The organism is Streptomyces sp. V4I23, from assembly GCF_030817975.1.
GTDB lineage: Bacteria > Actinomycetota > Actinomycetes > Streptomycetales > Streptomycetaceae > Streptomyces.
In genome coordinates, this window is sequence record NZ_JAUSZW010000004.1 from 5,192,198 (window position 1) to 5,207,237 (window position 15,040).

Sequence of the window (15,040 nt, forward strand, 5' to 3'; positions counted from 1 at the left end):
GACGGACGATCGGATTCCGCGCGGAAAGGACCCCCGGTGGCTCGGTGAGTTACTGGTCCGGCGTGTTGACCATGGAGGCCGCGGCGTAGGCGAGGTAGCTCCAGAGCTGCTGCTCGTGCTCCTCGGACAGGCCGAGCTCGTCGACCGCCACCCGCATGTGCCGCAGCCACGCGTCGTGCGCCGCCCGGTCGACGGTGAACGGGGCATGCCGCATCCGCAGCCGGGGATGGCCGCGGTTGTCGCTGTAGGTGCGCGGCCCGCCCCAGTACTGGATCAGGAAGAGCGCGAGCCGTTCCTCGGCGGGACCGAGGTCCTCCTCCGGGTACATCGGACGCAGCAGCGGGTCCTCGGCGACGCCCTGGTAGAACCGGTGGACGAGGCGCCGGAAGGTCTCCTCGCCGCCGACCTGCTCGTAGAAGGTCTGCTCCTGAAGCGTCCCGCGCGGAATCTCGTTCACCTGGATGAGCCTCGCAATGTGTCTCTGGCACGCCCCGAGTGGTGTCGGCCGGGGGCCGGGGGGCCGTCCCCCGGAGAATGCGGCACCGTCCATGCTCTCAGACGCACCGGCCGAGGACGGAGGCCCTAGGTCCGCCCCTTCCGGCCCGCTCGACCGTGCGGGACCCGCCGCCGCTCGACCGTGCCGGACCCGCCGCCGCCCGACCGTGCCGGACCCGCCGCGTCCTTGCGGGCAGCGCGAACGCGCCGGGTCCGCGACGCCGCGCCCGGCCGGGACGCTCGCCTCGCCGCCACGGGCGCAGGACAGTGGAGGCATGGCTGCACACGCGGACCGATTCGCCGAGCCGGGCGCCGAGGCGCGCTCCGCTCTCGTGCGCCGCATCGTGGCCGCCGGCGAGCTGACCGATCCCGCCTGGCGGACCGCGTTCGAGGAGGTGCCGCGGCATCTGTTCGTGCCGTACTACTTCATCGGCCGGACCGGCACGTACGAACGCCTGTGGTGCGAGGACCCCGACCCCGAGCAGCAGGCCCGCTGGCTCCGCGGGGCCTACGCGGACCAGCCGCTCGCCACCCGGGTCCGGGACGGCGAACTGGTCTCCTCCTCCAGCCAGCCCTCGCTGATGGCCGAGATGCTCCAGGCCCTCGGCGTACGCGACGGGGACAGGGCCCTGGAGATCGGCGCGGGCACCGGATACAACGCGGCCCTGCTCGCGCACCGCCTCGGCGACGAGGCGGTCACCACCGTCGACCTGGACCCCGAGATCACCGAGGCCGCCCGCACGCATCTGGCGGCGGCCGGCTACCGGCCCACCGTGGTCACCGGCGACGGAGCGAGGGGGTGCCCGGAACGCGCGCCCTTCGACTGCGTCATCGCGACCTGCACGCTGCCGTCGGTGCCGCGCGAGTGGCTGCCGCAGTGCGACCCCGGCGCCCGGATCGTCGCTCCGCTGTCGACCGGGGTCATCAGGCTGCGGGTGCGCGAAGGTCCGGAGGGGCGCAGCGCCGAGGGGCGCTTCCTGCGGACGTCGGCCTTCTTCGTACCGCTGCGCGGCGGGGCGGCGCCGCCGGAGACGCGAGCGGGCGGACTGCCCCGGCGCGCGATCGAGAACGATTTGTTCCGCTTCCTGCTCAGTCTGACCGCGAACAGCCTGGACCCCCGCGAGGCCATGTCGCTGTGGGAGCGCGAACGCCGCCCTGAGCGCAACCGCTTCGGGATCACCGTCACCGCCGACCACCAGTGGGCCTGGCTGGACGACCCCGAGGGCCCGTACGTCTGGCCGCTCGGCCCGTCCGCCTGACGGCAGGGGACCGGCAGCACGTGGCCGCCCCCGGACCGGTGGCCCGGTCCGGGGGATCTGCACCGGGCGCACTAGCTGATGACACGCTTCATGATCCGGGCCACCTATGGTGACGTGAACGACGCCCAGCAGGCCGGCCTCCTGGCCCGTAACCGCAGGATCGGGGTCGGCCGCCTGGGCGTGCAGGGCTTCCTCGCCAAGCAGGGCATCCGCTACTCGAAGGCCCCGTACAACGAGGCGTTCCACGCCCCGCTCATGGACCTGTACGACACGGTCCGTGAACAGGCCCGCAAGTACGCCTTCGAGCTGCGCATCCCCGAGCCGGTGAAGGTCACCACGGTCGCACTGACCGGCTCGATCGCGAAGCTCCCCGGAGTGAGCGAGGGTATCCACCCGATCTACGCCCGGCACTTCATTCGCCGAGTCCGCTTCTCCATGCCGGACCCGGCGCAGGCCAAGACGGTCAACGGCGCCATGCTCGCCGGCCACCTGGTCGAGAAGTGCGTCTGCGACCAGAGCGGCAACACGATGGTCGTGGCCTACCCGACGAAGGAGAAGCTCGTCGCCGAGGCCGAGTCCCTCGGCCTGGACCCGGCCATCGTCGAGTCCGCCGACGAGCTGGACCTGCACCAGACGCTCGCCTTCCAGGCGATGTACCAGGAGTGCTGGGCCGAAAACGCCGTCTCGTTCACGGTGAACTTCCCCGAGGGCAAGTACGCCGTCGAGGAAGCCGCCGAGATCATCAGGCGCTGGCTGCCCGAGCTGAAGGGCGCCACCCTGATGCCGGATGGCACCCGCCCGCAGAGCCCCTACGAGCGGATCACCGAGGAGGAGTTCAACTCCTACGACGTGCCCTCGATCGAGGACTCCACGGACGAAGACTGCGCAACCGGAGCCTGCCCGGTGCGCTGAGCGGTAGTGCGGGCACTGCCGAGCCGCAACATGAGCGAAGCCCCCAGCGAGCCGACTGGGGGCTTCCTCGCGTTGCCAGGCGCTCAGTTCAGGGCAGCTGCTGCAACGAACACGCCCATAAAGGTCCCGCTTACCAGCAGGCTGGCGACGAACGCCTTCCCCCGTACGTCGCTATTTCCTTCTTGTCTCCGCCCATGGTGAAGCCCACGAGCACGGCTATCCAGGTGGAGAGCAGTGCGGCGGCAAGAGCGGCCACCCACACGTATGGATTCACTTCCAAGGCTCCTCGCCAAGTCAGGGGGTGACTCGGCCAGGTCCAGCAGACGTCGACCGGCCACCCCAACTTCGGGTGGTCACACGCACTCCGGCCACGGGGACAGACGCTCCCCGCATGTCCGTGCCGGGAGCACCCCTGGTGAGAGGAGTCGTGCGGTCGAGGTCTGCCGATCGGCCCACAGCAGCACTCTCGCGTAGCAGATATCAGTGCGATGCGACGAGTTAAGGCAACGAGCTGTCAGACGGCGGGCCGATAACCGTCCGACACATACAGTGAAAAACCAAAAAAAGGGACAAACTTCATCCCATAGATTCGTGACTACACGATACCTAGACGGGCGCGCACCTGCGCACTGTCGAAGTTGCCGTCGCAGCACGGCGGTTGAGCGCACCACGAAGATCCCCAGGCCACAGGGCTGGGGATCTTTCGTGCGTTACGGGGCCTACTTCAGGCTGTCCTCGACGGCCTCGAAGATGTCCGAGTCGGTCTCCTTCTGCCAGTCCGGCAGGTCGGGCCAGTCCGCCACGTACCCCGGCTTCGGGTCCTCGAAGTGCTTGAACATCTGCGCCGTCCAGCTCGTCGCGACGAAGCGGCCCTTCTGCTCGCGTGTCAGGCGGGAAGCGTGACCGCCGCTCAGTTCGAGGAACTGGCGCACCTGCTCGAACACCGCGCCGGCCGCCGCACGTTCCCAGTCGGGCGTCTCTTCCCACGGGGTCACGTAGCTCGGCTTCGGCTCGCCGGGGAAGTGCTTGTGCACTCCCGCGATCCACGCCTCGCGGAAGACTCGAGCGCCCTCGGTGGTCATGCCATCCCCTCTCGTCATACCGTCAGGGTGCCGATCTCGGCCCTCAACTCGGCTACACGCCGGTCGCGCCCGAAGGAGCCCAGCTCGGCAGTCAGGGTCTGGAGTCTACGGGCGACGTAGCCGGACCCGGAGGCCCGCGCCAGACGGATAGCTTCGCCCCCGTAGTGCATGACCTGCTCGGAGTCCTTCTGCTTGGCACCGATGGCCGCTAGGCCGGCGAGCACAGCACCACGACGCCGGAAGGAGTGTCCAGGAGCGAGCGGCGCAAGCGTCAACGCATCCTTCAGAGCAGCCTCTGCCAGGTCCAGCCGGTCGAGCTGCAAGTACCGGGCCCCGCGCTCCTCCGCCAGACGTGAGCCATCGAAGCGCAGCCAGCCGCCGTTGGACACCTGCCCCCCGATGTCGGCCACCTTCTCGGCCTCGTCGAGCGCCTCTTCGCAGGCATCGAAGTCGCCGAGCCACGCGTACGCCTCGGCCTGGACTGCGGCAGCCCAGTGTTTCGTCGCAAGGCTGCCATCCCCGCGCAGCGCGACGCGGCGAGCCGCTCCGAGGGTGTCCGCGGCCTGCTGGTAGCGACGCTCCGAGAGGTCTACATAGGCACTGCGGATCAGGGCGCAGGCCCAGAGGTCGTACGCGCCGGCCTCCTTGCTCGCGCTGGCCGCCAGCGAGTACGAGGCGGCGGCATCGTCGTACCGGTTGGCGTCGAAGGCCAGCTCGCCCGCGAGCTGGAACAGGTCGCCGGCTGCGATGCACAGCGGGCTGGTCTGGGCTCGCCCGTCGCGCAGCGCATCGTTCAGCGCGGTGAGCTGAGACTGGACCACGGGATACACCGAGTGCTTGGCCCGCGAGAGCTGGTAGACCTGCCACAGGTGGCTGTTCATGCGCCCGAAGTCATCGGGGCCTCCCTGGGCGTCCGCCTCGTCTATCGGGACGGCGGCGAGCGCGCCCGCGACCGCCATCAGGCGCAGAAACTCGCGTCGGATCATCTTGTCTGTGTCCCCTGGGCCGTCGTCGGCGCTCGACCCTAACTGCTCTGGCTTCAGCGGCACCTGGGCCGGGGCGAGCAAGGCGTCGAGTTCTTCGAGGTCCATCTGTAGCACCTCGGCAACTCTCGGCCGCTGGGGAGGCTGGGGTCTGGACGTACCCCGCTCCCAACGGCCCACGGTGCGCCGGTCGACGCCCACCGCGAAGGCGAACCCCTCTTGGGTGAAGCCCAGAGCCCTGCGCCTCTCGGCGATGCTCATACAGGCCCCCTTCCCCTGACCGTGCCGCTCTCAACCATGGTGCTGTCCCATGTCCCAGAGGTGTCCCAACACTGACCCATGAACGCCGTGGCCCACACGCCTTTCGCGCGGAACGCTTGTCTCCATTCGGTGAAACCGCCGTCAGCCAGCGAGGGAAACGCCGTGAAGACCGAGACGAGCAGATTTGAAGTGACGAGGGCCGAACACGGTGACGGACCGATCGACGTCGAGCTGATCACTGACAGCACCGACGCAGCGCTCGCCATGAGGCTGGGCACTTCGACCCGCGAGCACATCGACGCCAAGACGCCGGTCCTGGTCGGGCACCTACAACTGCTCCTTGCCGAAGAACTGGGCTCTGACGAGGACGAGATGGTCAGGCAGCAGTGCCGCAAGGCGTACAGGGTGCTCGACCTGAAGAACCGTCCCACCGAGAACGCCCCGACCTTCACGGCCTACTTCTTCATGCGCGAGGTCGCCGACCTGACGCGCCGGCTGCTGTGGATCTACACCCAGAGGAGCGGGACGGGTGCAGCGTGAGCCCCAGAGCGCAACAGGTGGTTTACGTACTCACCCTGCTCGGCCTCATCGTTGCTCTGGCGGTCGGCCTCCTCACCGGCCAGGAGGTCGGCACAGACGCCCGCCCGGCTGGCGTCAGTGCGGGCTGCGTCGACTTCGCCGCCATCCCCGGCGCGGCCGACTCGTTCATCGTCCGCGACTCCAAGCCCGAGGGCGCTGGCAAGGAGCTGCGCTACACCGGGTCCGAGCTGGACGACTTCGCCCTCGGCTGGGTGAAGCGGCGGGGCCTGACCGCCTGACCCTGCTACACATCTCAACCCCGGTGGGTCGTCCTCGAACTGGCGAGGGCGGCCCGCCTTCTCTCCCAGGAAGGCGCGCATGACCTGGACAGGACACTTCCACGCCTACGGCCCGTGGATCGGATCGCCCGACAGCTACCACCGGGAAGGTGACCGGCGGCCTCCGCATCCTGACCCTCCCGAGCCTCCTGCTTCCGACGAGGACAAGACGGCCATCCGCATCCTTCAGCGGTATCGCGAGGTCGCAGCCGAGTTCCCGGCCTCGAACCTGCCGCCCATGATGTCGGGGTACTGGCTTTTGAAGCGCAAGCAGGCGTCGCATGAGCGGACGTGGACTGACACCACCGCGCCCCTCGACTGGATGACGAAGCACTTCCTCGACAACCCGCCGATGGAGCGCGACGACGGGCAGCAGGCGTACGCGAGTCTGGAGACGAAGCGGGAGTATGCGCTCGAAGTCCTGCCGGTCGGCGTCGACGTGAGCTGGGTGTACTACAACCGGTCGGGCAGCATCGTCTCGCTGAACGTGGTGTGCTGCCCCAACCGGCACCATCCCGATCTTACCTGCCCGCTCGCCCGACCTGCGGTTACGCGTCGAGCGTTTGAGGCTCAGGATAGGCCGTCACCACAAGGGTCGGTGCCTCGGCAGACGCGAACTCGTCGAGGTCGCTGGGCGGGGAGGGGGCGGGCGTGGGGGCGGCCGGCTCGGGGTCCATGAATCGAGGGGTGATACAGGTCACGTTGGGCCTGAAGTCGAACGCGCGGGAGCGAAGGAGAAACAGGTCGGACGGAAGAAGTCGATGAAGTCGTCGAGGTGGTCCAGGACGCCCCCTCCTTGGGCTTCGACGCGCCTGGCGCCTTGCTGCCCTTCCCGCTCTCACCGGGCTCGCCCTGGAGGATGGTGGGCAGAGGCTCGGGCTGGACTCTGTACCTGTCCGCCTCGGGCGTGGCCAGCCCCGGACCGGTGGCCCGGTCCGGGGCGGGGGGACTTCAGCCGCGGTGGACCCTGATCGTCGTCCACGCGCCGACGTGGACCCGGTCACCGTCGTTCAGCGGGACCGGGACATAGGGCTGGATCGGGTCCTCGGCGCCGTTGAGCGTCGTGCCGTTCGTCGAGTTCTGGTCGACGACGGCCCAGGAGCCGTCCGGCTGCTGGACCAGCACCGCGTGCTGGTGCGAGACGCCCGGGTCCTCCGGCGGCACGGACAGGTCGATGTCCGGGGACTCGCCCGTCGAGTGCCTGCGGCGGCCGATGGTGACCTGCGTGCCGGTGAGCGGCAGGCGCTGCTCGGGGGAGTACGCGGGCAGGTTGAGCCCCGTGGCCTCCGGGCCGCTGCGCTGCATCATCGCCATGAAGTACTCGCGGTCCGGCCCGATCACGGCCGTCCAGCCCATCGGGGCCGGCCCGCCCGGGAACTGCGGAGACTGCCCGCCCTGCTGCTGGAACGGCGCCGGCCCCGGTGACCCTTGGGGTGGCTGCGGGCTCGGGGGCGCCGGCGGCGGGGGCGACTGCGTGCGCGACGGCGGCGGCAGCATCCAGTCGTCGCCCCCGCCCGTGTGCCGAGGCTGCGGCGGCGCGGGGGGAGCCGGGGGACCGGACTGCTGGAACGCGGGCGGAGCGGGGGGACCGGACTGCTGGAAGGCGGGCGGCGGGGGCGGCGGACCGCCCTGCTGGAACGCCTGCGGAGGCTGCTGCGGCCCGGACGGCTCCTGGCCCAGCGGCTCGGCGGGCCGGTTCATCTGCGACGGCCGCGAGCCCTGGTACTCGAACGGGTCACGCTGCTGCGGCGGAGGAGGCGGCCCCTGGTGGGGCGGCGGGCCTTGATGCGGCGGCGGGCTTTGATGCGGCGGCGGCCCCTGGTGCGGCGGCGGCGCGGGCGGCCCGGGCTGCGACTGGAAGCCGGGCGGGAGGTTCAGGCCGGGCTGCTGAGGCGGCGACAGCGGCGTGTACGACGTGGCCGTGTTCGTGAGGAAGTTGTACCGGCACTCCTCGCAGAACGGGGCCATGGCCTCACGGGGCGTACGGCACTGCGGGCAGAGCTCGGCCTGGGCCGTGGCGTTCGGATCGCCGCCGGGGCCCGGGTAGCCGTAGGACGGCGGTGGCGGAGGCGGTGGCGGAACGGCTCCCCGGGGAGCGCCAGGACCGGCCATGCGGTGGCCACAGACCTCGCACCAGTCGTCGGAACCCGACTGGTGTCCGTTCGGGCAGGTCGGCATGTCGGCGCGTCCCCCTCTCCCTCTCCGGCCCAAGGGCCGATCACGTCTGCTCGTGCGTGCTGTTCGTGTCTACTTCTTCACGCGAACCGTCTTGGTGGAGCGCGTCTCGAGAGTCATCTCGTCCGCCTCCGCGACCTTCGCCTTCAGTCGCACAGTACCGGTCGCCACGTCGACGACGTCCACCACCTTCGAAAGCAGTTTCGCAGTGTCCTCGTTTCCCGAATGCGCCGCGAGCTGCACGGCACGCCCCAGTTTCGCCGTCGCGCCGTCGACGTCGCCCGCCTTGCGGGCGTCCAGACCCTGCTGGATGACCTGGGCCAGTTCCGCCTGGCCGGTGTAGTGCGCGACCTGCGGGTTGATCGAGGTCGACGCCGCCATGTCGTCCGTCCAGACCGCCCGTACGAGCCCCTGGGACAGGACCTCGGGAGCGCCGCCGTCCGCCGCCGGGACGATCAGCGAGACGCGGGCCGCCAGCATCTCCTGGCCGATTCCCGCCTCCGGGACTCTCACGCAGACGTGGTAGTCGCGCGACTCGTCGCCCCAGGAACCGGTCGGATAGTCGCCGGCCCGGGGCCCGGCCTCCGTACGCCGCCCGGTGAGGTCCTCGACCGTCGGCGCGACCTGCTTGACGAAAGCGATCTCCACGCCGACGGGCGTCCACAGCCGCAGCGCCACGTCCGCGACCCCCTTGCCCATCGCGTTCTCCATCATCCGCGTGAAGTCGGCGGTCAGGCCGCTGGGATCGGCGACGATGTCGGCCGTGCCGAGCAGCGCGGAGGCGATGCCGGTGACCTCCTTGACCTCCCAGTCGGTGCCGACGCCGCGGGCGTCGCAGGTGAACCGTCCCGCGCACGCCTCCAGCGCGGCCCGCAGGTCCTGGGGCGACTCGTGCTCGTTGCGGCCGTCGGTGAGCAGGATGCCGTGGCGGATGGCCAGGTCCGCGGAGGAGAGCAGCCGGTCGGTCAGCCGCAGCCAGGTGCCGATCGCGGTGCCGCCGCCCGCGCTCAGCCGGCGCAGCGCCTCCTTGGCCTGGGCCCGGGTGGCCGGATCGGCGACGGCGAGCCGCCCGCCGCCCGGGTAGACATCGACGGCCTTGTGGGTGCCCGCGACCACGGCGAACGCGACGCCGTCGCGCAGCGTGTCGACGGCGGCGGCCGTGGCGTCGCGGGCGTTGCGCATCTTCGTCGGCGGGTAGTCCATGGAGCCGGAGCAGTCGACCATGATCACGACTCCGGCGGCCGGCGCCGCCCGGTCCGGTACGGACGAGGGCGTCGACGTCGCCCGGGGCAGCGGCACGCCGCCGGTGGTGCCGCCACCGGTCGCGGTCACGGTGACGATCGCGTTGACCTCGCGGCCGCCCTCCGGAAGGTATTCGTTCTGGTAGACGTCGACCGAGAACTGCGGCACCTGGGACTTGGAGAAAACGGCCATCTGTATCGGCTCCTCGGGGCTCCACCTGGGCAGAGAGTCGGGACAGGTCAGGACGGTCGGGACAGGTCGGGCCGGGGCGCGAGGCGCGGCCCGGTGGACCGTTGCGGCCTGGTAGTGAGGACGGGGCGGTCGGAGCGGTCAGGGCGTGGTCGACGGGGGAGCGGGCAGGGGCCGGGCGGCCACCGCTCAGGCCGGTGCCGCCCCTTCGGCCGGGACCGCGAACGGCAGCACCGCCACCGTGACGTTGTCGTGGCCGCCGCCGTCGAGGGCGTGGCCGACCAGCACCTGGGCGCTGTGCAACGGCCGTTCGGCCGCGTCGGCGGGGACGGCCCGGGCCATCTCGTCCGCGCCCTCCGCGTAGTTCCACAGGCCGTCTGTGCAGACCACGACCACGCCGGAGCGGTCCGGCTTGAACGACGCGGTGTGCGGCTCCAGTTCGTACGCGTCGGCGCCCAGCCAGCCTGTGATCGCGTGCGCGCGCTCGTCCGCGTACGCCTCGGCCTCGTTCATCAGGCCGGCGGCGACCATCTGCGCCGCCCACGAGTCGTCCTCGGTGAGCCGCGCGGGCGGGCCGCTGCGGTCGTCGGGCACCCAGTAGGCGCGGCTGTCGCCGACCCAGCCGACGACCAGCAGTTCGCCGGCCGCGACGGCGCTGACGATCGTGCACGCCGGCGCGTTCTGCCGGCTGCCCTGGTCGGGCTCCTCGCTTCCGGCGTCCGCGGCAAGGGAGTTGACCGCCGTGGCGGCGGCGACGATCGCCTCGTGCATGGCCTGCTGGGGGTGGGTGCCGCGCGGCAGCGAGTCGAGCAGCTGCTCGCTGGCCGTGCGGGCGGCCGCCGCCGACGCCTCGTCCGGGCGGGTCGCCGACGAGACGCCGTCGCAGACGACCGCGACGACGGCGGGCGAACCGTCCGGCAGGGAGGTGGCGGCGACCGCGAACGCGTCCTCGTTGCGGTGGTGGCGCAGGCCGCGGTCGCTGACGGCGGCGACCGACTCGAGCTCCTGCTCCATGTGGTCGCGTTCCCGTGGCTGGGCGTGGCCGCAGTGCTCGCAGTAGCCGTCGGGATCGACGTGGCCCGACCGGCAGGCCACGCACAGCTTGCCGCCCGACGCCCCCGGCGCCCCCGACGCCCCACGGGTCCCCGAGGCCGGCGGGAGCTCGGCGGCGCGCGGGTCGGCCGGCGCGGCCCTGGCGGGGTCCGGGGCCGCCAGCTCGAAGTCGCCCGAGGGCGGGGTGTCGTAGCGGACGCCGGGGCCCGACAGCTCACCGCCGTCGGAGTCGGTGCCGGGCAGGTCCCCGGGCTGCTGTGTGCGCGGCGACAGGCCCGACGTGTCGGCGCCGGTGGCGGCCGGCCACTCCACGGGTGTCCCGATGGCCAGGGTGGGGCGGTCCGGCGACGGTACGGGACCGGCCGACAGGTCGTACCCGCAGGCTCCGCAGAACCGGTCGCCGGGCTCCACCGGCTCCTCGCAGCTGGGGCAGGCCGTGCCGTCGGCCGGCTGGTGCATCTGCGCCATCAATCACACCCACGTCCGGGGGCGGTAGCGGTTGGCCCGCTCCACCAGCTCTATCCGCTCCTCACCGCGTTGGGCGAGCCGGGCCAGGACCCGGTAGGAGCGCTCCAGGCCGAAGCGCAGGCCGCGCTCGTCCAGTTCGCTGCCGAGCAGCACGGTCGGTGTGCTCCCGCTCGGCGCGGGGGGTGCGGTCGGAACGGACGACAGGGCTCCGGGACTTCCGGAGAGTACCCAGTCGAGCGCCGTCCCGAGCACCTCGGTGGCCAGCTTCTCGCGTCGCACCGGGTCGAGACCGAAGCCTCCCAGAGCCTCCACCTGCGCGGCGGCCGCCGACAGGTCACCCAGAAGCGGCTCGTGCGCGGCGCGCCGGCGCAGTCTGGCCCGCACGGCGGCCACCCGCGCCGCCGTGTAGTGGATGGACACCTCCGGCACCGACTCCAGCGTCCGTACGGCCCCGGCACGGTCGCCCGCGGCGATCCGCACACGGGCGAGCCCGAACGCGGCGCTGACGAAGCTCGGGTCGGTCGTCCACACCAGGCGGTAGTACTCCGCGGCGTTGTCGAGCTGGCCGAGCACCTCGGCGCACAGGCCGAGCGCGAGCTTGGGCGCGCTCTCGCCCGGGAACGCGTCGTAGACCGCGTCGAACGACAGCGCCGCCGCCTCGTGGTCGCCCGTCACCAGCGAGGTGACGCCCCGGTACCAGACGACGCGCCAGTCGTCCGGCCGCGCGCCCTCCAGGGTGGCGAGCGTCCCGGCCGCGGATGCGACATCGCCCATCTCCAGCCGGGCGCGCAGCTCCCGCAGCTGCGTCTCCGGCGAACTCGCCGCGGCCGCGTGCAGCGCGGCGATCAGCTCGGCGGGGGCCGAGGCCATCAGACCGGCGAGGAAGCCCGCGTTCGGGTCGTTGGGGTCGACACGGGGGACCGGCAGTGCGAGGGCGGCCCCGCGCGTGTCGAGCACGGCGAGGTGCGGGGCGAGCGCCGGAAGCGCGGTCGCGCCGTCCGGTGTGCGCGGGGCGGGCACCGGGGCAGGGGCCGCGGGGCCGGGGAGGCCGGCCGGAGGCGGGGGCGCGCCGGGCAGCGACGGCGTCGGTGGTGCTCCGGGCGGCACGGCTGCCGGAGAGCTCCTGTGCGCCGTGACCTTCGGGCGGCGCGCGCCCGGGGTGCGACGGGCGCCGAGCACGGAGACGTCCTCGTCGAGCTCCGCGAACAACTCGGTGTCGGTCACGCGCACTTCGGGTCCGAACAGCGTCGACAGGGCCGGGCGCGGCCGGCCCGTCTGCATCGCGACGACTTCCCGCAGCACCCCGGTCAGCTGCTCGGCCATCTCCTGGGCCGAGGCGAACCGGCGCCCCGGATCCGGGTCGGTGGCGCGCACCAGCAGCCGGTAGAACGACTCGTAGGTGCGGAAGACCTGGATGTGCTCCGGGTCGGGCAGGGAGTCCACGAACACGTTCGTGTAGCCCTGGAAGTCGAAGGTCAGCACCGCGAGCGTGCGCGCGACCGTGTACAGGTCGGAGGCCACCGACGGGCCGACCTCCGCGACCTCGGGGGCCTGGTAGCCGACGGTCCCGTAGATGGCGGACTCGTCGTCGTCCATCCTGCGGACGGCGCCCATGTCGATCAGCTTGAGCTGGTCCTGCTGCTGGATGGCGTTGTCGACTTTGAAGTCGCAGTAGAGCAGGTTCCTGCTGTGCAGGTGGCCGAGCGCCTCCAGCGCCTCGATGCCGTACGCGCACGCCTGCTCGACCGGCAGCGGGTCGCGCCGGCCGTCCGGGCCGCGGCGCTCGTTGGCGATCTCCTTCAGCGACTTGCCGCCCACGTACTCCATGACGATGTAGCCGTCCAGGGAGCCGGTGCGCTGGTCGAGGTGCTCGACGAAGTTGTAGATGCGGACGATGTTGGAGTGCTCGATCTCGGCGAGGAAGCGGCGCTCCGAGATGGCCGCGGCCATCGCGTCCTGGTCGCCTGTGTCCAGCAGGCCCTTGAGGACCACCCACCGGTCGGACACCGCGCGGTCCACCGCCAGGTACACCCAGCCGAGACCGCCGTGCGCCAGGCAGCCCACGACCTCGTACTGGCCGTGCACGATGTCGCCGCCCTTGAGCTTGGGCACGAAGGAGTACGGGTGGCCGCACTTGGTGCAGAAGCCCTCCGTGCGCCCGGGGCGGTCACCGCGCGCGCGGCCCACCGGCGCCCCGCAGTCCGAGCGCGAGCAGAACCGCTTCCGCTCCGGCACCTCGGGGTCGGCCATCACCGCCGTACGCGGGTCCGGCCGCGGCACCTCCGGCACGGCGACCAGGCCGGCGCCCAGCCTGCCGCGTCCCGAGGAGGCGGTGGACGAACCCGAGCTGCGCACCGAGACGGAGCGCGACGACGTGCTGCTGCCGCTCAGCGACCGCGACAGCCTGCCCGACACCGAACGGCGCGAGGACGACGACCGCGACGACGCCCGTGACGACGCCCGTGAGGAACGCGAACCGCCGCGCGCCGACGAGGAGTCGCGGCCGCCGCCGGCGATGCCGGTGGGCTGCGAGCCGACCATGCCGGTGGGGGACACGACGGGCGCGAGACCGCACGTGTCGCAGTACATCTCACCGCCGCCCATGTCCTCGTACGAGCCCTCGCAGCCGGGCCGCTGGCAGTTCGTCGTCCCGCTCATGAATCCCCCCTGCGGTCCTCGGGCTCCGCTCCGCCCTGTCTCGGCACCAGCACCTCGGCGGCGGCCTGCTGGTAGCGCAGCACCGCCTGCTCGGCGGCCCGCAGATCGCACGGCGCGCTCCACAGCATCCGCCGGGCCGCGTCGTACCGCTCGATCAGCAGCGGGTCCTCCGCCATGCCGTGCCGGGCGACCTTGGCCTTGTAGGCGTCGAGCCGGCCGCGCAGCTCGGCGCGCACGGCCAGCGGCGCGGTGACGGCCGTCAACGACTCCCTGGCCCGGTGCAGTTCGTCCTCGGCCTCACGCTCCAGCGACTCCAGCAGCGGCGACAGCCGGTGCCACTGGGAGTGCCGCCGGTATTCGGCGGCCGTGGCCAGCCGCTCCTGGAGCGCCGTGGGCGGCCCGCTGACCGCGGGCACCTCGGACGCGGCGATCTTCGCCAGCACCTCGCCGCGCGCCGAGCGGGCCTCGGTCAGCGTCCGGTCGGCGCGCGAGAGCACGTCGCGCAGCCTCATCAGCCGCTCCTCCGAGTCCTGCCGGACCTGGAGGACGGCCTCGATCTCCCGGCGCACGTCCTCCAGGGCGCGCGCCGCGCGGTCGTACCGGTCGGTGTCAGGGCGGCCGCCGCCCGGCGCCGAACTGCCGGGTGCGGGCCGCCAGAAGGCGAGCGGGTCGGACACCACCTGGGCACGCAGCGCGGACAGCTCGTGGGTGATGTCCTCCAGGTCGTCCCCGGAGGGGTGCTCCCCGGGCCGGACGCCCACGGAACGGGCGAGCGAACGCGTGCGCTGCAGCTCGGCGGAGAGCAGGTCGATCCGGGCGGGCAGCGCCGACCACACCGCGTCCGCGGCGACGACCATGTCGAGCGCGGCCGCGTACAGCTCGTTCATCCGGGCGACCAGCTCCTCGAGCGTGAACTGCTCGGAGAGCCTGGCGCGTCCGGTGAGCGACGGAGCCGGCGCCGCGGCCTGGCCGGCCACCGTCACGCTGCGGCCGCGCAGCCGCTCGGTGAGCTCGGCCAGGTCCTCGCGACTGGACCAGCGGCGGCGTGCGCGCAGTTCACGGATGTCCGTCAGCGCGTCGGTGTACGCGTCGAAGTAGTTCCACAGCAGCGTGATCGACTGCTCGGCGGCCGCCCAGCGCTCCTTGGTGACGCCGGTCAGCTCGGCCCCTTCGAGGAGCCGTCGCCCGGCGTGGTCCTGGAGGGCGAGGAGCGAGGTCTCGACCGCCTCGTGCTCCGCGCCGAGCCGCGCCAGCGCACGGTCCACCTCGTCCCGGTCCATCACCGGCCCGTGCGGCGTCCCCGCCGAGCCGGGGAAGGGTCCCGCGACGCCCATCGATCACCTCTCCGTTCGTCTCCGAACTGTTCCGAACTGTTGCGAACCGGTCCGGGACGCGTCCCGGACCGT

General features: G+C 72.2%; 14 protein-coding genes. 5 read left to right on the forward strand and 9 right to left on the reverse strand.

Going from position 1 to position 15,040, the window contains the following annotated elements:
• Positions 1–49 precede the first annotated feature (49 nt).
• Positions 50–457, reverse strand: a complete 408-nt coding sequence (locus QFZ82_RS25910) for a globin (RefSeq protein WP_307715440.1) — start codon at positions 455–457, stop codon at positions 50–52.
• A 313-nt stretch (positions 458–770) separates the two neighbouring features.
• On the opposite strand from QFZ82_RS25910, the gene QFZ82_RS25915 reads away from it, so the two are divergent.
• Positions 771–1,754, forward strand: a complete 984-nt coding sequence (locus tag QFZ82_RS25915) for a methyltransferase domain-containing protein (RefSeq protein WP_307715441.1) — start codon at positions 771–773, stop codon at positions 1,752–1,754.
• Positions 1,755–1,832: 78 nt separating this feature from the next.
• Positions 1,833–2,666 (forward strand): hypothetical protein, encoded by an 834-nt coding sequence (locus QFZ82_RS25920; protein WP_307715442.1) that lies wholly within the window; start codon positions 1,833–1,835, stop codon positions 2,664–2,666.
• A 130-nt stretch (positions 2,667–2,796) separates the two neighbouring features.
• On the opposite strand, the gene QFZ82_RS25925 is transcribed toward QFZ82_RS25920, so the two are convergent.
• The 3 genes from QFZ82_RS25925 to QFZ82_RS25935 all read right to left on the reverse strand — a co-directional run bounded on the left by QFZ82_RS25925 (position 2,797) and on the right by QFZ82_RS25935 (position 4,992).
• Positions 2,797–2,940, reverse strand: a complete 144-nt coding sequence (locus tag QFZ82_RS25925; protein ID WP_307715443.1) for a hypothetical protein — start codon at positions 2,938–2,940, stop codon at positions 2,797–2,799.
• Between the two features lie 445 nt (positions 2,941–3,385).
• A complete protein-coding gene (locus tag QFZ82_RS25930; protein ID WP_307715444.1) occupies positions 3,386–3,748 on the reverse strand; it encodes a hypothetical protein in 363 nt (120 codons plus the stop codon).
• 14 nt (positions 3,749–3,762) lie between these two features.
• On the reverse strand, positions 3,763–4,992 hold the full coding sequence (locus QFZ82_RS25935) for a helix-turn-helix transcriptional regulator (protein WP_307715445.1): 1,230 nt from the start codon (positions 4,990–4,992) through the stop codon (positions 3,763–3,765).
• Positions 4,993–5,154: 162 nt separating this feature from the next.
• Between QFZ82_RS25935 and QFZ82_RS25940 the strand changes: the two genes are divergently transcribed.
• From QFZ82_RS25940 to QFZ82_RS25950, 3 genes are all read left to right on the forward strand, one after another.
• Positions 5,155–5,532 (forward strand): hypothetical protein, encoded by a 378-nt coding sequence (locus tag QFZ82_RS25940; RefSeq protein WP_307715446.1) that lies wholly within the window; start codon positions 5,155–5,157, stop codon positions 5,530–5,532.
• Between the two features lie 17 nt (positions 5,533–5,549).
• Positions 5,550–5,810: a DUF397 domain-containing protein gene (locus QFZ82_RS25945; protein WP_307715447.1), complete on the forward strand. Its 261-nt coding sequence runs from the start codon at positions 5,550–5,552 to the stop codon at positions 5,808–5,810.
• 79 nt (positions 5,811–5,889) lie between these two features.
• Positions 5,890–6,528, forward strand: coding sequence for a hypothetical protein (locus QFZ82_RS25950; RefSeq protein WP_307715448.1), 639 nt, complete (start codon positions 5,890–5,892; stop codon positions 6,526–6,528).
• Positions 6,529–6,800: 272 nt separating this feature from the next.
• Here the strand turns inward: QFZ82_RS25950 and QFZ82_RS25955 are convergent, their stop codons facing one another.
• The 5 genes from QFZ82_RS25955 to QFZ82_RS25975 all read right to left on the reverse strand — a co-directional run bounded on the left by QFZ82_RS25955 (position 6,801) and on the right by QFZ82_RS25975 (position 14,968).
• The gene (locus tag QFZ82_RS25955; RefSeq protein WP_307715449.1) at positions 6,801–8,027 is read right to left on the reverse strand and encodes an FHA domain-containing protein; all 1,227 of its coding nucleotides are present in this window, start codon (positions 8,025–8,027) and stop codon (positions 6,801–6,803) included.
• A 69-nt stretch (positions 8,028–8,096) separates the two neighbouring features.
• Positions 8,097–9,458, reverse strand: a complete 1,362-nt coding sequence (locus QFZ82_RS25960; RefSeq protein WP_307715450.1) for a VWA domain-containing protein — start codon at positions 9,456–9,458, stop codon at positions 8,097–8,099.
• A gap of 186 nt (positions 9,459–9,644) precedes the next feature.
• The gene (locus QFZ82_RS25965) at positions 9,645–10,976 is read right to left on the reverse strand and encodes a PP2C family serine/threonine-protein phosphatase (protein ID WP_307715451.1); all 1,332 of its coding nucleotides are present in this window, start codon (positions 10,974–10,976) and stop codon (positions 9,645–9,647) included.
• A gap of 3 nt (positions 10,977–10,979) precedes the next feature.
• On the reverse strand, positions 10,980–13,634 hold the full coding sequence (locus tag QFZ82_RS25970) for a serine/threonine-protein kinase (RefSeq protein WP_307715452.1): 2,655 nt from the start codon (positions 13,632–13,634) through the stop codon (positions 10,980–10,982).
• Positions 13,631–14,968 (reverse strand): hypothetical protein, encoded by a 1,338-nt coding sequence (locus tag QFZ82_RS25975; RefSeq protein WP_307715453.1) that lies wholly within the window; start codon positions 14,966–14,968, stop codon positions 13,631–13,633. Before QFZ82_RS25975 ends, QFZ82_RS25970 begins: the two co-directional genes overlap by 4 nt.
• Positions 14,969–15,040 lie beyond the last annotated feature (72 nt).

Coding starts and splice junctions, on each gene's coding strand:
- QFZ82_RS25975 (WP_307715453.1), bottom strand. CDS start 14,968: ATGGGCGTCGCGGGACCCTTCCCCGGCTCGGCGGGGACGCCGCACGGG.
- QFZ82_RS25930 (WP_307715444.1), bottom strand. CDS start 3,748: ATGACCACCGAGGGCGCTCGAGTCTTCCGCGAGGCGTGGATCGCGGGA.
- QFZ82_RS25935 (WP_307715445.1), bottom strand. CDS start 4,992: ATGAGCATCGCCGAGAGGCGCAGGGCTCTGGGCTTCACCCAAGAGGGG.
- QFZ82_RS25960 (WP_307715450.1), bottom strand. CDS start 9,458: ATGGCCGTTTTCTCCAAGTCCCAGGTGCCGCAGTTCTCGGTCGACGTC.
- QFZ82_RS25920 (WP_307715442.1), top strand. CDS start 1,833: ATGACACGCTTCATGATCCGGGCCACCTATGGTGACGTGAACGACGCC.
- QFZ82_RS25955 (WP_307715449.1), bottom strand. CDS start 8,027: ATGCCGACCTGCCCGAACGGACACCAGTCGGGTTCCGACGACTGGTGC.
- QFZ82_RS25915 (WP_307715441.1), top strand. CDS start 771: ATGGCTGCACACGCGGACCGATTCGCCGAGCCGGGCGCCGAGGCGCGC.
- QFZ82_RS25950 (WP_307715448.1), top strand. CDS start 5,890: ATGACCTGGACAGGACACTTCCACGCCTACGGCCCGTGGATCGGATCG.
- QFZ82_RS25970 (WP_307715452.1), bottom strand. CDS start 13,634: ATGAGCGGGACGACGAACTGCCAGCGGCCCGGCTGCGAGGGCTCGTAC.
- QFZ82_RS25965 (WP_307715451.1), bottom strand. CDS start 10,976: ATGGCGCAGATGCACCAGCCGGCCGACGGCACGGCCTGCCCCAGCTGC.